Origin of the sequence: Rhodanobacter sp. B2A1Ga4 (assembly GCF_018101315.1) — a bacterium.
Taxonomy (GTDB): Bacteria; Pseudomonadota; Gammaproteobacteria; order Xanthomonadales; family Rhodanobacteraceae; genus Rhodanobacter; species Rhodanobacter thiooxydans_A.
The window spans coordinates 1842396-1858420 of sequence record NZ_JADBJR010000001.1 but is presented as its reverse complement, the minus strand read 5'-3'; the positions used below and the strand labels follow the sequence as shown (position 1 = coordinate 1858420).

Below are 16025 nucleotides of genomic sequence, written 5' to 3'. Positions count from 1 at the left end.
CGCACGAGCTGGAGGCCAGGCTGGCGAAGGCCGAGGCGTCTTCCATCGCCGCACAAGCAGGGTTGGCCGAGCAGCTGGAGACGCAGCATCAGGATCTGCTGAAGCTGGATGCAGCGCTGCAGGAAGCGCAGGCCAGCCAGTCCGTGGTGATGGCGGATCGTGACGAGGTGACGCGCTGGGCGCACGAGCTGGAGGCGAGACTGGCGAAGGCCGAGGCGTCTTCCATGCCCACGCAGGCTGGGTTGGCCGAGCAGTTGGAGGCGCGGCAACAGGATCTGCTGATGCTGGATGCAGCGCTGCAGGAAGCGCAGGCCAGCCAATCGGTGGTGATGGCGGATCGTGACGAGCTGACGCGCTGGGCGCATGAGTTGGAGGCGAAGCTGGCACAGGCCGAGGCCTCCATGTACCGGAGCAATCTGCAGCTGGCAGATGCGTTCGAGCAACTTGGACAGATGAAGGACGAGCGTCGAGTGGTGGATACAGAACTTCTTGGATTGCATGCGCAAGTGGGTGATCTGTTGGCGCAGCTGGGTGATGCCAGTCATGCCAGTGCACAGGATGCAAAGACCATCGCCAGCTTGAACGACGAGATTGTTCGATGGAAGGAACAACAGACAGGTTTGCGGAAACAGTCGAAGAATCTGCAGTCAAGCTACGAGCAGGCCATGAGCGACAATGATCATTTGCGTCGCGCCAGACAGGATCTCACGGAAGAAGTCAGCCGGAAGGCGCAGGAAATAGCGCTGGCGGAGCGAGACGCTGCCGTTGTCGCGCAGTTACTTGCGGCTAGGATTGCGGAGGTCGAGCGGTTGCACCGGAGCAGAAGTTGGCGCCTGACAAGCCCGTTGCGGTGGGTGTCTGGTCTGCTGGGCGCATTTCGGCGTCGCGGTGTTTCGGGTACGATCAAGAGGATTGCGTTGCGTCATTCGAGCAGTGCAGGCCGTGAAAAGATGGATTCCTGCGCAGATGGCAAGAGCTCGCTTCCGAAGACCGCTCCAACGATCCAGGACGTGCTGTTGAGCAAGCATATCGAGGCACTGGATGGGGTGCGCCGGAAAATCCGGCAGCGCCTTGATGACGAAGATAAAGGACGCTAGTCGCAGGGGCGGCCAATCATGGAAAGTGGGGCAAAGGTGAAGCGAGTTGCAGTACTTGGTGTACAGGTTCCGTTCGTGCGTGGCGGAGCCGAATATTTGAACGAGGAACTCGTTCGGCAAATAAATCTGTGGGGGAGCAAGAAAGGGGTGCAGGCTGAATTGATCCAGCTGCCCTACAAGTGGTACCCCGAAACCCAGATTCTGCAGGATCAGCTGGCCTGGCGTCTGCTGGATATATCCGAATCCAATGGCGTGAAAATTGATCTGGCGATAGCCACCAAATTTCCCAGTTATGCTTCGTCACATCCGAATATGGCCCTGTGGCTGGTTCATCAGCACAGGGTGCTTTATGACCTCCAGGGAACCTCCTACGATTTTCCTGAACTGACTGCCGAGCAGCACTCGGTTCGGGATGCGTTGCGTGGGATCGACCGGAGAATGCTTGCCGACATTGATCCGCGATTTACCATTTCGCATACCGTGTCGGAGCGGCTGGAAAAGTTCTGCGGTCTCACCTCCGAGGTGCTTTACCCGCCGTCACGGCTTGCTCCGCTGATCTACCCGGGTGAGTACGGGGATTACATCCTCTATTTCGGGAGGCTTGAAACCATCAAGCGGCCGGATCTCCTGATCGACGCCATTGCCCGCTGCTCGTCGGGGCGTGCTGTCATCGTGGGTACCGGAGGACAGGCAAACGCGTTACGGGCGAAAGTGACTCAACTTGGGCTGGGTGCCCGGGTTGATCTCAGGGGTTTCGTCAGCGACGACGAGCTGCTTTCGCTGATTGCAGGGGCCAGAGCTGTCTTTTATGCGCCGGTGGATGAAGATTTCGGCTTTGCCACCATCGAGGCATTCCGTGCGCACAAGCCTGTCATCACCTGCCGGGATAGCGGCGAGGTCGAAAGAATCGTGACCATTACCGGCAGCGGTTGGGTAGCCGAACCGGAAGTGCAATCAGTCGCCGATGCGCTGGAGACATGTTTTGGTACCTCCACGGAGCAACTGGAGCACATGGCAGACGCAGGGTGCGAGCTGGAACGCCGGATCACCTGGGACAGCGTGATCGGGAATCTTGTCGAGCCAAGATTGTAATGGGCGTGCGCATTGCCATGGTTGGCCCCTGGCCGCCCGAAACCAGTGGAATTGCCGACTACGCGGCCGATCTTGCGGGCCAGCTCGAAATGCGGGGCGTCAGGGTGACGCGTGTAAACAAAGCCGACGGCATGTCGGCAGACTCCGCGCTGTTGGAGTCGCACGATTTAGTGGTCTACCAGATGGGTAACCACGCGTCCCATCATGCGTGGATGCTGCCGCTGATGGCACAGGTTCCAGGCGTCATACATCTGCACGACATGGTACTGCATCATCTCGTGGCGATTGCATTGGATCGTCAAGGGTGCCTGACGCCAGAGAAATACGCGCAGACCCTGCGCGGGTGGTATCCACCGCGGGCACGGAACCTTGCAGTTGCGGCCCTCGAGAGTGGTTTGCCGGTGTGGGCGCAGGAATCGGTGGTCTCGATGCCGCTGTTCGAGCCGGTCGTGCGCGCGGCTACGGGTGTCATCGTGCATTCCGAGTTCGCGGCCAAGGCACTGCGTGCAAGCTTTCCATATATACCCGTTCATGTCGTGCCTCAGCGCTACACAATAAGCGGCGAGAGACGGCAGCGGAGTCTGCTAGGCACCATCTGCATCATGGGCAGTGGCGAGAAGAACCGGCGGTTCGACTGGATCGCCGATGCACTCGAACAGGTCAATGATGAACTGCAACACCCGTTGACGGTGGAAGTTGCCGGGCAGTTGAACCCGGCCGTCGAGCAGGACATCGAGCGAGTCGCGAAACTCGGAAATATCCGACTCAACCTGCTTGGGCGGGTGGATGACAGATTGTTTGACTCTGTATTTTCACGAGCAGATGTGTTGATCGCGTTCCGGCATCCCACCATGGGAGAAACTTCGGCGATCGTTTCCAAGGCACTGCAGTACGGACTTCCGGCCGTGGTGTCGGATCAAGGCTGGTATGCAGAGCTGCCGTCCTGCGTGCACAAGATCAAGGCCAGTGGCGATGCGCCGATGGCACTGTCGAAATTCCTCCTGGGCCATCTCGATCGTCCCGATGTATTCGCTGCATGGGCTGCCGAGTGTCATGCCATGGCGGAGTATCTGGTGTCAGGTGCCAGGCAGGCGGCCCGGACGTATGCAGGAATTCTTGCGGAAGCAGCGGCTGTTGCCCGGTTACGCTCACGGGTGGCCGATCATCTGGCCGCATGGAAATTCGACCCTGACGGCATCCTAGCGGGATGTGTGGCTGGCATTGACGTGCAGTGCGGCTTTCCAGCACGCACCGAACTGGGATTGGCCATATCTGCGGCGAGTCGCGATGCCCACAAGACCCTGGATGAGGATGAAACCCTTGCTCCGAGTGAGCCACTGCCCGATGGCGGCTTCCGGTGTCGCCTCGAAGTGGATCTGCAGGGTCGGTCGAAAGTGCAAAAGGAAGTGCTGGAACTCCAGGTTCGTATCGATAATCTGTCCGATGTGCCTTACACCAGCCCGAGACCTTCACAGCCGCCGGACTTCGGGATTTTCATCGGTTACCATTGGCATAAAAAGGGCGAAAGTACCGCGCCTGACGAGAATCCACGGACTCGTCTCGTGGAACAGGTCGCACCGCAAGGTTCATCAAGCCAGACGATGCGGGTCAAGGTTCCGAAAGAGGCAGGTGATTACGATCTCATCATCGACCTGGTTCAGGAACAGGTCGCCTGGTTTCGCCACAAGGAAGGCATTCCGGCTGTTCTGGCAGTGAGCGTTGATGCCGACCAGATTTTCATCTGCCCGGCCTGATCACCATCAATGTTCCGGCCAGCAAGACTTTCCGCAAGACAATCGACGATGCAAACAATAAAAGGGTATCGGATACTGTGAAGACTGCACTCATTACGGGAATCACCGGGCAGGATGGCGCCTATCTCGCGCAGCTGCTGCTTGGGAAAGGCTACCGCGTGTACGGCACCTATCGCCGCACCAGCTCAGTCAACTTCTGGCGTATCGAGGAATTGGGTATCGATCAGCATCCCAATCTCTCGCTGGTCGAATACGATCTTACCGATCTGGGTTCGAGCATCCGGCTTCTGGAAGGCACTGAAGTCTCCGAGGTATACAACCTTGCCGCGCAGAGCTTCGTGGGCGTCTCGTTTGATCAGCCGATTACCACGGGCCATATCACCGGTATTGGCGCCGTACACATGCTCGAGGCGATTCGCACGGTGAACCGCAACATCCGCTTTTACCAGGCATCGACATCGGAGATGTTTGGCAAGGTGCAGGCCGTGCCGCAGAGCGAAACCACACCGTTCTACCCGCGCAGCCCCTATGGCGTGGCCAAGCTCTATGCGCACTGGATGACCGTCAATTACCGCGAGTCGTACGACATCTTCGGCAGCAGCGGCATCCTGTTCAATCACGAATCGCCGTTGCGCGGCCGCGAGTTCGTCACCCGCAAGATCACCGACGCCGTGGCCAAGATCAAGCTGGGCAAGCTCAGCGTGCTGGAACTGGGCAACCTCGATGCCAAGCGTGACTGGGGTTTCGCCAAGGAATACGTCGAAGGCATGTGGCGCATGTTGCAGGTGGATGAGCCGGATACCTACGTGTTGGCGACCAACCGGACCGAGACGGTGCGCGATTTCGTCAGCATGGCATTCAAGGCGGCGGGTACCGCGATCGAATGGCGCGGCAGCGGTGAGGATGAGCGCGGTATCGATGCTGGCAACGGCCGCGAGCTGGTACGCATCAATCCGCGCTTCTATCGACCCGCCGAGGTGGAGCTTTTGATCGGCGATGCTTCCAAGGCGCGTGAAAAGCTTGGCTGGGAGGCGAAGACCACACTGGAGGACCTGTGCCGCATGATGGTGGAGGCGGATCTCGTTCGTAACGAGCGTGGCGCCTCGTTCTGACATGACCAGGCCGCGTGCGTTACTGACTGGCCGCAGCGGATTCACGGGTCACTATGTGGCTCGCGAACTGGAACAGGCCGGGTACGAGGTGGTTGGCCTTTCGAACGGCGAGCATGACGAGTCTGGCTCGATCCAGGCCGACCTGCTTGATCGGGAGGCGCTGCACCAGGCTGTGGCCTCCGTGAAACCTGACGTGGTGTTGCATCTGGCAGCCATCGCATTTGTCGCACACGGCGATGTCGACGAAATGTATCGAGTCAACGTGGTGGGCACACGCAACCTGCTGGATGCCCTGGCTGCCGCGGAACACAAGCCTGGCTTGGTGGTACTTGCCAGCAGTGCCAATGTCTACGGCAATGCTGGCGTCGAGCCGATCACCGAAGATACGCCGCCGGCACCGGCCAACGACTACGCGGTCAGCAAGCTCGCCATGGAGTACATGGCACAGCTGTGGATGGACAAGCTCCCCATCGTCATCACCCGCCCTTTCAATTACACCGGCGTCGGGCAGTCCGGGCAATTCCTGATTCCCAAGATCGTTGACCACTTTCGGCGTGGCGCGCGGGTGATCGAACTCGGCAACGTACAGGTGGCACGGGACTTCAGCGATGTGCGTGACGTGGCCAAGGCCTATGCGGCGATCGTGAAAGCCGCGCCGGCGGGCGAAATACTGAATATCTGTTCCGGTGTCGGCCACTCGCTGGGGGACGTGCTCGACATGATGGCCGAGATTGCCGGTTATCGGATCGAGGTGCGCGTCAACCCGGCTTTCGTACGCAGCAACGATGTGGCGCGGCTGGTCGGGTCTCATTCCAGACTGACCGAGCGAACGGGTTGGCGAGGGCAATACGGCTTGCCGCAGACGCTGGCCTGGCAGTACCAGGCGGGGTCTGCGTCAGCACAGTAAGGGGGAAAACATGAGCAATACGCCGTTGAACGATGGCATGCCAGCAGTGTGGCAGGGCCTTGATGCAGATCGTGTGCTTGAGTTGGTCCTGATCGGGACTCTCACGACAGGTGCGCTGGGGCTGCTGGCCGCGTTGTTTGGCATGTTTGCCGCTCCGCAGATCTGGTTGCTGGGGTTGTTGCTCACGGTCGTATACGCTGCACGCACCCGCAACCGACCTTTGCATCAGAACCTCAACATGCGCTGGGCGCATGTGGGGTTGTTGATCATCATTGCGCTCTTTTTCCGTTTGCCGGCATTCAACTATGTGCTTGGCGGGCAGGATGAAGGGGTGTACGTCAACATCGCCAATCACATCGAGCAAACGGGTGGCATTGCGGTATCAGATGACATTGCCGCCAAATTGGCGGGTGGGCCAGCATTGCAGCAGTACCTTGCATCCAACCGTGAGTCCCAGGGTGGCTACGTGGCAGGTGTCTATGCGCCGGATGCGGCATCACCCACTCTGGAATTTCAGTTTTACCACCTGTTTCCGGTATGGATGGCGCTGGTCAGCGGAGTTCTCGGGACTTCGGCAGGGGTCTACGCGCTGACGCTGTTTTCACTGCTGTCCATCCTGTTTGCCTATCGCCTGGTTCTGACTTTGACGGCGCAGCCGCGTGCGGCGTTGATAGCGGGGATGTTGCTTGCGCTGAATCCGCTGCATGTCTTCTTCTCGAAGTTCCCGGTGACCGAGGTTCCAACCCTGGCTCTCTCGTTGGCGGGTTTCAGCTATCTCGCGGGCTATTGGCTGGCTGCACCGGATGCTCGTCGAACGCGCGTGCTTGCCTTGTCTTTCGCTGCATTCGCAACGTTGTTCCTTGTCCGGATCAGCGGCTTCATGTACATCCCATTCTTCATTGCGTTGGCCTGCCTGAGCGCAATATGCGATGGGGACCAGCGTCGTCGCTGGGCAATTCAGGGGTTCGTGCTGGCTGTAACACTGGCTTACGCCTTGTCGGTGGTCTATGGGCTCGTCTGGTCGCACAGCTATGCCAGCGACATCTATGAATTGGCGTTGGGTGGCGTGTTGGGTGACGCATGGGGTCGCAGCGTAGCCATCGCCGGTGTGCTGGCCGCCCTGCTCTGGACGGGGTGCTTGTGGCTTCTCCGTCGACCAGTTTGGCGTGAACGGGTGAACAGCGCGCTGCTTTCCCCGCTTCGCAGTCTGCTCGGGCTGGTCGTGATCGCCGGTGTTGCCATTGCTGTCCTGAAGATTCATTGGCTGGGGTGGACGCAGCACTATTCGACAGATGCGATGCTTAGCGGGTGGGGATTGGCAGGCAGCGGATGGCGTGCCGCAAAGGCTTCCAGCTTTGCTCAACTCGGTGTCTACCTGGGACCGTTGCTGCTGTTCTGTGGCCTGGTTCTGCTATGCGGCAAGCGCCGTGATCCGGCTGTTGAATTCCTCCGCCTGTTCACGGCCGGATTCGTTGTCTATGCCCTGGCCCTGCAATGGGTGGTGCCATATGGGCCTTATTACGCACGCTATCTGCTCAGCGAGGCGCTGCCTTATCTGACGTTGTTCGTCGTTTGTGCCTGGGCAGCCATGAGTGCCGGTCATGTTCGACGCTTGCTCGGCGCAATACTCGCGCTGAGCATCGGATACGCGGGCGTTCTTTCGGCCGGGCAACTGGGCAAGCAGGAGAACGGCGGGCTCTATGCGGCGCTGAGCGAGCTGGTATCGCACGTTGACAAGGGTGATGTGATCCTGCTCGATTCGATGGATGCTGGTGTTCCTGATACGAGCGAACTCAAGACCCCCTTGTTGTATACCTTCGGCAAGCAGGTGATAACGGTCAGCAATGCGGACCTTGCTGACGCGGCCTATCTGGCGGCCCTGGGCCAGCAGTTCGATGACATGTATCTGATCTCGCCAACCTCGCATCCACCGCAAGGGTTCAAGCAGACGGACAGCGTGCGGATGAATGTGTGGTCATTCCGATGGGGACATGGTCCACCCCTCAAGATGGATCTGCGAGAATCCGTGCGACTGCATCTCTTCCAGCGTGGCCGCCCGCAGCTGCCTGTAGGGGTCGTGCAGAACTTCAATTCGGGGGCGACCTGGAACGACTGGCTGCATGCGGGCTGGAGCGATCCGGAGCCATGGGGCGTGTGGGCCGCCGGAAAGGAAGCTACCCTCATCATCAGCATTGACGATCTGCCGAAGAGCGACGGTGGATTGCGTCTGCGGTTCCAGATGCGGGCTTATGTTTTGCCAAAGCACCCCAGTCAGCATGCCGAAATAGATGTCGACGGAATACCTGCATTGAAAGTTGCCGCGAATTACCCGGATCCGCAGTTGGCGTTCGATCTTCCCGTGTCGGAAGATCGGTTGCGAGCCGGCGGCAAGCTCAAAGTGCACTTCGTTCTTCCCGATGCTGTTTCTCCGCAGTCGCTGGGCGCGGGAACCGATGCGAGGCTGTTGTCACTTGCACTTCTCAGTGTGCGGGCCGATCCGCTGCCAATTGCGCCGGTCAGCAAGCCGCCCGCAGCCATTGATCCTGCGATCCAGCGCAGGGGTTCCCGTGATGTGAAGGAACATGCAATCCCATGAAGTGTTTCAAAGCCTACGATATCCGCGGCCGCGTGCCTGACGAATTGAATGAAGACGTCGCTTACCGCATCGGACGCGCGTTTGCGCAAGTCATTCATCCCGGTGAAGTGGTACTTGGGCGCGATGTGCGACGTGACAGTCCGGTCCTGGCAGCCGCGGTGGCCCGAGGTCTGAACGATGCCGGTGTCTCGGTCATCGACATTGGTTTATGTGGCACCGAGGAAGTCTATTTCCAGACCGCACACCGCGGTTCGGGTGGCGGAATCATGGTCACGGCCAGCCACAACCCGATGGATTACAACGGCATGAAGTTGGTGCGCGAAGGTTCGCGGCCCGTCAGTGGCGATACGGGTTTGAAGGACATCGAGTCACTGGTGGAGTCAGCTGCATTTGCGCCGGCGGTCGTTGCCCGAGACGCAATTCATTCCGACGCCGATAAATCAGCCTATGTGGATCACCTGCTGAGCTACGTCGACCGCACCGTGCTCCGCCCGTTGAAGATCGTTGTCAATGCCGGCAATGGTGGCGCAGGCTTGGTCATTGACGAACTGGCTGCACATCTCCCGTTCGAGTTCATACGCATTCACCATGAGCCGGATGGCACATTTCCGCATGGCATACCCAACCCGCTGCTGCCGGAAAACCGCGCTGCTACAGCCGAAGCCGTTCGCACGCATGGTGCCGATTTCGGCATTGCATGGGATGGCGATTTCGACCGCTGTTTCTTTTTCGACGCCGAAGGTCAGTTCATCGAAGGCTATTACCTAGTTGGCCTGCTGGCGGCACAACTGCTGGAGAAAAACCCGGGTGGCAAGATCATTCATGATCCGCGCCTTTCATGGAACACCATCGACATGGTGAAGGCCGCCGGCGGCGTGCCGGTGATGAGCAAGACCGGCCATGCCTTCATCAAGGAACGGATGCGTGCCGAGGACGCCATCTACGGCGGCGAGATGAGCGCGCATCACTACTTCCGCGACTTCGCCTATTGCGATACCGGCATGGTTCCGTGGTTGTTGATCGCCGAACGTATCAGCATTACCGGCGTGCCGCTGGCCCGGATGGTGGAACAGCGCGTTGCGGCTTACCCATGCAGTGGCGAGATCAACTTCAAGGTGGCGGATGCGAGCGCCGTGGTCCAACGCCTGCATGATCGCTATGCTCCGGCGGCGCTGGTGGAGGATCGCACGGACGGCCTCAGTCTGGAGTTTGCCCAGTGGCGCTTCAACGTGAGGTCGTCAAACACCGAGCCGCTGCTGCGGCTGAATATAGAAGCCCGGGGTGACGAGGAGTTGCTGGCGATGAAGACCGCAGAACTCCGAAAGGCGATTATTGCCTGATGTTGCGGTGGTGGGGGTGCTATCCATCCTCACCACCATCGTAATGTCAGTGCGTTGCGGTGAGCGTGTCCAATGGCTTGCCGGTGGCATCGCAGACCTTGCCTGCGGCCGCATCGCTGCAATTGCTGAATGGGCCGACCGTCAGTGGCTTGGTGCCCCAGGCATCAAACCAGGCAATGCCTTCCTGCACCGGCAGGATCTGTGCGCTCTTGTTCAATACCTGGGCGATCGGCAGAAGAATGGTGACGGTCGCCTGGGCTCCGGGAGCAATGTCCGGAATCGATGCGCGCGCCAGGTCCGTGATGACGACCTTTCCGTCCGGGCCCACGCCATGCGCACCGAGATGCACGACATTGGCGCTGCCCTGGGAACTGAGTGTGACCTTGCCGGCGTTGGCCAGGTTCACGTTGACGGCGATGTTCTGTCCATCGGCGGAAACCGCGGGTGCACCTAGCAGCGTGAGCGTCACATTGATCTGGTCAGCTGAAAAACCCTTCGCCGGTACGGCCTGAGTGCCGGCGGCGGCTGTTGGCTGGGTTGAAGACGAGACTTGCTGGTCAGTGGTTCCAGGGTTTGAATTGCAAGCGCCGAGTACGAGGCTCGAGGCGAGCACAAGGGTGCCAAGGGTGTTTTTCAAGTAGGACATGCGGTTCCCCAAGTGTGTTGGTAGTAGCGAGATCGTTGGGCTTGGACGCCGCCAGCAGGTGAATCGGGGCTGGTTTCGAGTCGTGGAAGATCCAGTTCAACAATTAATCTTGTCGTGATAATCATGCCATTCGCATCCTACCCGGGACGCCCTGAATAAGGATGGAAGGGGCCGGCGTCATATTGGGCGAGTCTTGGTGATCCGGCCAGGCTGATATGTGCATGCGCCGGCATTCGATCTGGCGTGCAGGTCGGTTGCGTGTGGCTGAGTCCAGGCCGTTCGGCGAGCCGCAGGGTCCATTCTCATTTGAACTCGATTTTGTGAAAGAAAACCGAAATCAGGCGAGGGTCTCGCGTACTGGCCGGTTGCTCATCAGGGAACTCAAATTCAATCGTCAGCTTTTCACCCTGGGCCTTGGAAATATCCACGCTGATCGGAGATGGCTGGTTTTGTGCGGTGTAGGTAAATGACTGACTCGTACCGCCATCGACCGAAATGAGCATGCGTTGGGGACCTGCCGATACGCGCCCATGCGCGTAGATCAATATCCGATCGGGACGGGTGGCTCCCGGGCTGAAGGTACAGGTAACCGAGCCCTTCGGACCGGCACTCCAGCGACCGGTGGGTTCCGGCCCGCTGAAGCCGGTGGCCATACCGGTGGGGAGGTGCCCATTGGCAGAAAAATCGTATATGCCTTCACACTGTGCAGAACGGAATTTCCCCATGACGCAAGCGCCATCAAGTATGACCAGGTCATTTGCGAGGGTGTGCTTGCGGCATGCAGCAATATCCAGCGGTCGATTGCCAAGACTGGTCAGGATGCTGCCAACCCGTTGCGGATCCTCGTAGCCCTCGCCCGTGATAAATTGCGCGGGAATGAAAACAGCGTGTCGTGGGGTTTTGAGAATGCCTATCGAGAACAGGTAGTTGTCAAACCAAGGGATTCCCGCGATACCCACGACGTAGTTGCTCTTGCCGGCGATAGGCTCCAGTTCCGTCAGGCTCGCCGTTGTAATAGTGCGTTCAAGCGCTACGAGGTGCGCGGCATCTTGTTCGGTGACCCCTGACCGAGGAATGAAGCCCAGCCACAGGCCGACGAGCACCATGAGTACCGGACTCAAGTAGCTGATGGGTGCCAGCAACCTGGTGCCATCCGGGCTTTCCACGGAAATATTCCGGCTTACCAGGAAAGTACTCACGAGCAGGCACAACTCGATCAAGGCAAGAGTCTGCAACGCGAAAGCGTATTTGCGGCACGCGTATTCAGACCCCAGCCCCCATTTGAGCAGTGCGATTTGCAGCAGGCAAAGGGCGCCTACCGAGATGCCGAGACAAGCGAAATATTTGTAGGCGAGAAAGCGCGGATGAAGACCGGTCTTGCGTGTCTTCATCCATTGCCAAGCCAGAACCAGCGACAGCACGATTACCGCGACAGCTAGCACGGCCAATACAAGGGTATTGGGTATCAGTTGCAGAGGAAGCCCGCCGTTGTTCTTGCTGAGTTTTCGCAATGCGCCAAATGCGGGATCGAGGACGATGACGGCACAACCGGCAAGCAACGTGATGCCGCCAGACAAAATCGTCCATAAGCGTCGTTGCCTGGGCGCCTCGACCACGTCCATGGCGATCAGCAGGCCCAGCGCGCCAAACAGTTCAACTGTTGGTAGCAGGTGTGTTCTTACCAGGAAATGGATAGCGATGACGCAGAATGCATAACGGAGTGGTGCCGAAACCCCACGACGTTCCATCAGCAGCATGAGCGTGTACACCCAGGCGCATAACGCCTGGGCGACCAATTCGGCAAAGAAAAAGTTGACGATGACCTCGCTGCCGAAGAGTTCCGCGTGCAGACCAAATCGGTTCAGTGCAAGCAGAACAACAAACGACACGAAGAAAAGCGTTGCAGCACGGGCGGGCAGGGTAGCCAGGGCGATGGCCAGTGCAACCCATAACGCATAGACCGATAACAGGGTGACCAGCTGCATGCCCATCAACGGAGAATGCAGGAAGGTTCCGGCCAGCGCCGCAAGCAGGTGGCTGTAGTAGGGGTAGAAATTCATCTCCCCGAGGTTGGGCGCGTATACCGGCGGGCGCCAAAACTCGGCCAAATACGAGATCAGGGCATAGTGGTGCGCCATGTCGGTATTGGCGACCCACAAATGCTTGAAGCACAGGACGACAAAGACCATGCCTCCGACCAGAAGCAGCGCCTTGACTGTGGCCCTCCACGCCGGATCAATCGAGGGAAGCAGGAAAGAATCGCGTGATTCACTGGTTCGGGACATGGCCTGCCTCAGAGCTTGCTATGGATCAGTGTGGCGATTTCTTCGCCTTCACGAATGGCGTAGTTGGTGCCGCGGTCTTCCGGGTAGATCTGCGCCATGGTCGACACCCAGGCGTTGGCATAAGGCGTTTCCCGGCCAGGTACGTAACGCGAGTAATCGCGCTCGGTGACCGGCTGTGCATAGTCCGCGCGCCAGATCCGGTAGTCGGCAAGCCAGCTGCGGTCAAAGTCGGGAAACATACGCGCCAGGTGCTGCAGTGCGAAGTCCAGGTACTGCTCGTCGGTGTACGCCCAGACAGGATCCTCGACGGCAAGGTAGCGCGACAGGAAAACGATGTGCTTGCCGTTGTAATGCTCCGACTTGTCCAGATTGGTGTGCTCGATGACCCCGACGAATGGAAACCCGGGGTCATTGACGTTCAACCAGTAGGTGCTTGACAGGCTGCGGTTCAATTCCAGTACGAGACAGATATTGCCGAGGTAGCGTACGCGTTGCAGTGCCTCGGTCCATGCAGGATCAGCTTCGGCGAATATTTTTGCGGTTATCGGAAGTGCTGGAGTGAACAGGAATTGGCGGCCATGGACTGTCCCCTCGCTGGTTTCCAGTGCCGCTACCTTGCCGCTGTCCAGACTTGCATGAGTGGCCTTGACTCCATACCGGATTTCCCCGCCAAGTCGCACGATCTCGTCGGCCATGGCTTGTGCCAGGGCGCCGAAGCCGCCACGGAAATACGCCAGTTGCTCGCCACCTTTGGAGTCGCGGGTACTGCCGCGGAGCACGAGTTTCTTCCAGAACCACACGGCATTGACCGAATCGGCATAGACCGAGAATTTTGCGTTGATCAACGGTTCCCATACGGTGCGAAAGACTTCCTCGCCGCAAAGCGGTTCCAGCCATTCGCGAATGGTCAGATGCTCGATGGTTTTCCAGTCCTTGACCTTGCGGACCTGGAACACCAGCCAGCCCAGACGCAGCCGCCCGATCATGGAGAGTGCCGAGAACTTGAGCACGTCCAGCGGGCTGGACAATCGCCAGTGGCGTCCGTTGTAAAACATGCCGGTGCGGGAGGGCAGGGTCAGAATCTTGTCCTGCAGGCCCAGGCTTTCCACGAGTTTCGGCACGTATAGGTCGTTGTTGAACCAGTGGTGATAGAACTTCTCGATCCGCACGCCGTCGCGGAATTCAAAGATTCCAGCCAGGCCACCGGGCACGTGGTCCGCTTCGACGACCAGCACCTTGCGTCCGGCCCTGGAGAGGTGGAGGGCTGCTGCAAGTCCGGTAAATCCGGCGCCGACGATCACAACGTCATGAGGGTTACTGGTGGTCATGGGGTTCCGATACGCTCACTGTTTCCTGAAGCTGATTTTGAGGTGCGCGCGAGATGCCGCGCACATTCTGAAAAAGTCGCCTGCTCACAAGCATGGCAACCACGCCCGCCAGTGTCGTAGGGAGCCAGACACTCAAGTGGGCAAGAATGGAAAGGCTCGCCGCTTGGGCATGCGAGCCCCCAAGCATGTCGACAGCCGCAGCAGCAGCCAGATGAAACGGACCGACATAACCTGGAGAGGACGGCACCAGCGTGGCAAGCGTCGCCATCGACATCAGGATCAGTCCTGCCGAAGCGCTGAGTCCGAAGCCCATGCCACCCAGCAGGCAGACGTAGAGGCCGAGTTCGCCGGACCAGACCAGCATGGAGAGCAAAAACAGCACCAGCAGTGTCCGTAGCCTGGACATGTCACTGATGCGCGCGGCAAGTTCCCCTGCCACGCCGACACCAGGTCCCAGCCGTGCAAGTCGTCCTGCAGCCATGCGCCCGGAAAACGCGTGGAGAAGCCGGGCAAGAATCGGACTGGCAAATATGATCAGCAGCAGCGCGATGCTGCCGGTTATCGACAGCATCGTCGCAATCTCATGCAGCCACCTCGGCATCACCGCGGTGCGGTCTAGCGTCATGCCCAGCGCCAGGCAGATCAGCAGGGTGAGCAGGTCGACCAGACGCTCAAGCAACAGACTGGCCGTTGCGGTAACGCGGCTTATGCCGAGTGCTGCGGGAAACACCAGTGCCCTGACCACATCACCCGCACGCAACGGCAACACGTTGTTGAGTGCGATCGAGCCGAGGAACGGGGCCGCGCAGCCCAGGTTGGAAACCTGCCCACCCGCCGCGCGCAGCATGACCGCCCAGCGAATGATGCGCATGCTGTAACCAAAGCCCAGTGAGGCGACGCCGACGACCAGGTAGACCCAGTCGAAATGCTCCAGGGCGAGCAGGAAATCGTGCAGGCTCACGTTGTGGAAGACGAAGATGAGACAGGCAATGGAAACGGCTATTCCGATCGACTGCCTGATCCAGCGATTGCGTGCTTTTCCGGGTGCTTCCATGGCCTCGTCATTCATCGAGGCAAGAGCGGCTAGCTTCGGTTCCATACACACCACGGTCCTTTTCCGTCCTGCCAGAGTTTCTCCAACAGGCGCTTGTCGCGCAGCGTATCGCACGGTTGCCAGAAACCATGATGGCGGAAAGCCTGGAGCTGACCATTCTTGGCCAGATTTTCCAGTGGCGCCAGCTCCCAGGACGTCTCGTCTCCGGCGATGTAGTCGATGACCTTGGGCTCCAGTATGAAAAAGCCGCCATTTATCCAGCCAATCTCGTTACTGGACTTTTCCACGAAGCTGGTGACGTGGCCGTTCTCTTCCATGTTCAATATGCCGAAGCGCCCTGGCGGCTGAACCGCCGCGACGGTTGCCAATTTCCCGTGGTTGCGATGGAAATTCAGTTCACTGCCGATGTCGATGTCGGCGAGGCCGTCACCGTAGGTAAGGCAAAACGTTTCACCTTCCAGATACGGCCGAACACGTTTCAGCCGACCACCAGTCATGGTTTCCACGCCGGTATCGATCAGGGTGACCTTCCAGTCCTCGGCTTGCGAATTGATGATCTGGGTATCACCCGACTGCAGATCGATGTGCATGTCGGCCGTGTGACGGTAGTAATGGGAGAAGAACTCCTTGATCACGTAGCCCTTGTAACCCAGGCAGATGATGAATTCCTTGATGCCGTGGTGGCTGTAGGTTTTCATGATGTGCCAAAGCAGCGGCCGACCACCAATTTCCACCATCGGTTTTGGCTTCTGATCGGATTCTTCCGCGATGCGGGTGCCAAGCCCTCCGGCGAGTATTACGGCTTTCATGGAAT

Annotated in this window: 12 protein-coding genes; 7 read left to right on the top strand and 5 right to left on the bottom strand. The window is 59.0% G+C overall.

Annotated elements, in window-relative coordinates:
- The 7 genes from IMW82_RS08615 to IMW82_RS08585 all read left to right on the top strand — a co-directional run.
- On the top strand, nucleotides 1–1097 hold a 1097-nt coding region (locus tag IMW82_RS08615; protein ID WP_211004274.1), incomplete at its 5' end, for a hypothetical protein.
- Nucleotides 1098–1193: 96 nt separating this feature from the next.
- Nucleotides 1194–2189 (top strand): glycosyltransferase family 4 protein, encoded by a 996-nt coding sequence (locus tag IMW82_RS08610; protein WP_345777123.1) that lies wholly within the window; start codon nucleotides 1194–1196, stop codon nucleotides 2187–2189.
- Nucleotides 2189–3943, top strand: a complete 1755-nt coding sequence (locus IMW82_RS08605; RefSeq protein WP_211004272.1) for a glycosyltransferase — start codon at nucleotides 2189–2191, stop codon at nucleotides 3941–3943. Before IMW82_RS08610 ends, IMW82_RS08605 begins: the two co-directional genes overlap by 1 nt.
- A gap of 77 nt (nucleotides 3944–4020) precedes the next feature.
- Nucleotides 4021–5055 carry a GDP-mannose 4,6-dehydratase gene (gene gmd, locus IMW82_RS08600; RefSeq protein WP_211004271.1) on the top strand — a complete coding sequence of 345 codons (1035 nt, stop codon included), beginning with the start codon at nucleotides 4021–4023 and terminating at the stop codon, nucleotides 5053–5055.
- Between the two features lies 1 nt (nucleotide 5056).
- Nucleotides 5057–5962, top strand: a complete 906-nt coding sequence (locus IMW82_RS08595) for an NAD-dependent epimerase/dehydratase family protein (protein WP_211004270.1) — start codon at nucleotides 5057–5059, stop codon at nucleotides 5960–5962.
- Between the two features lie 10 nt (nucleotides 5963–5972).
- Nucleotides 5973–8558 (top strand): hypothetical protein, encoded by a 2586-nt coding sequence (locus IMW82_RS08590; RefSeq protein ID WP_211004269.1) that lies wholly within the window; start codon nucleotides 5973–5975, stop codon nucleotides 8556–8558.
- The gene (locus IMW82_RS08585) at nucleotides 8555–9898 is read left to right on the top strand and encodes a phosphomannomutase (protein ID WP_211004268.1); all 1344 of its coding nucleotides are present in this window, start codon (nucleotides 8555–8557) and stop codon (nucleotides 9896–9898) included. The genes IMW82_RS08590 and IMW82_RS08585 overlap by 4 nt, the downstream gene beginning before the upstream one ends.
- A 46-nt stretch (nucleotides 9899–9944) precedes the next feature.
- On the opposite strand, the gene IMW82_RS08580 is transcribed toward IMW82_RS08585, so the two are convergent.
- The 5 genes from IMW82_RS08580 to rfbF all read right to left on the bottom strand — a co-directional run bounded on the left by IMW82_RS08580 (nucleotide 9945) and on the right by rfbF (nucleotide 16020).
- Nucleotides 9945–10544 carry a hypothetical protein gene (locus IMW82_RS08580; protein WP_211004267.1) on the bottom strand — a complete coding sequence of 200 codons (600 nt, stop codon included), beginning with the start codon at nucleotides 10542–10544 and terminating at the stop codon, nucleotides 9945–9947.
- A gap of 302 nt (nucleotides 10545–10846) precedes the next feature.
- Nucleotides 10847–12829, bottom strand: coding sequence for a hypothetical protein (locus IMW82_RS08575; protein ID WP_211004266.1), 1983 nt, complete (start codon nucleotides 12827–12829; stop codon nucleotides 10847–10849).
- 8 nt (nucleotides 12830–12837) lie between these two features.
- The gene (locus IMW82_RS08570; RefSeq protein WP_211004265.1) at nucleotides 12838–14157 is read right to left on the bottom strand and encodes an NAD(P)/FAD-dependent oxidoreductase; all 1320 of its coding nucleotides are present in this window, start codon (nucleotides 14155–14157) and stop codon (nucleotides 12838–12840) included.
- Nucleotides 14144–15256 carry a lysylphosphatidylglycerol synthase transmembrane domain-containing protein gene (locus IMW82_RS08565; protein ID WP_211004264.1) on the bottom strand — a complete coding sequence of 371 codons (1113 nt, stop codon included), beginning with the start codon at nucleotides 15254–15256 and terminating at the stop codon, nucleotides 14144–14146. The genes IMW82_RS08570 and IMW82_RS08565 overlap by 14 nt, the downstream gene beginning before the upstream one ends.
- The gene (gene rfbF, locus IMW82_RS08560; protein WP_211004263.1) at nucleotides 15241–16020 is read right to left on the bottom strand and encodes a glucose-1-phosphate cytidylyltransferase; all 780 of its coding nucleotides are present in this window, start codon (nucleotides 16018–16020) and stop codon (nucleotides 15241–15243) included. Before rfbF ends, IMW82_RS08565 begins: the two co-directional genes overlap by 16 nt.
- Nucleotides 16021–16025: the final 5 nt, after the last annotated feature.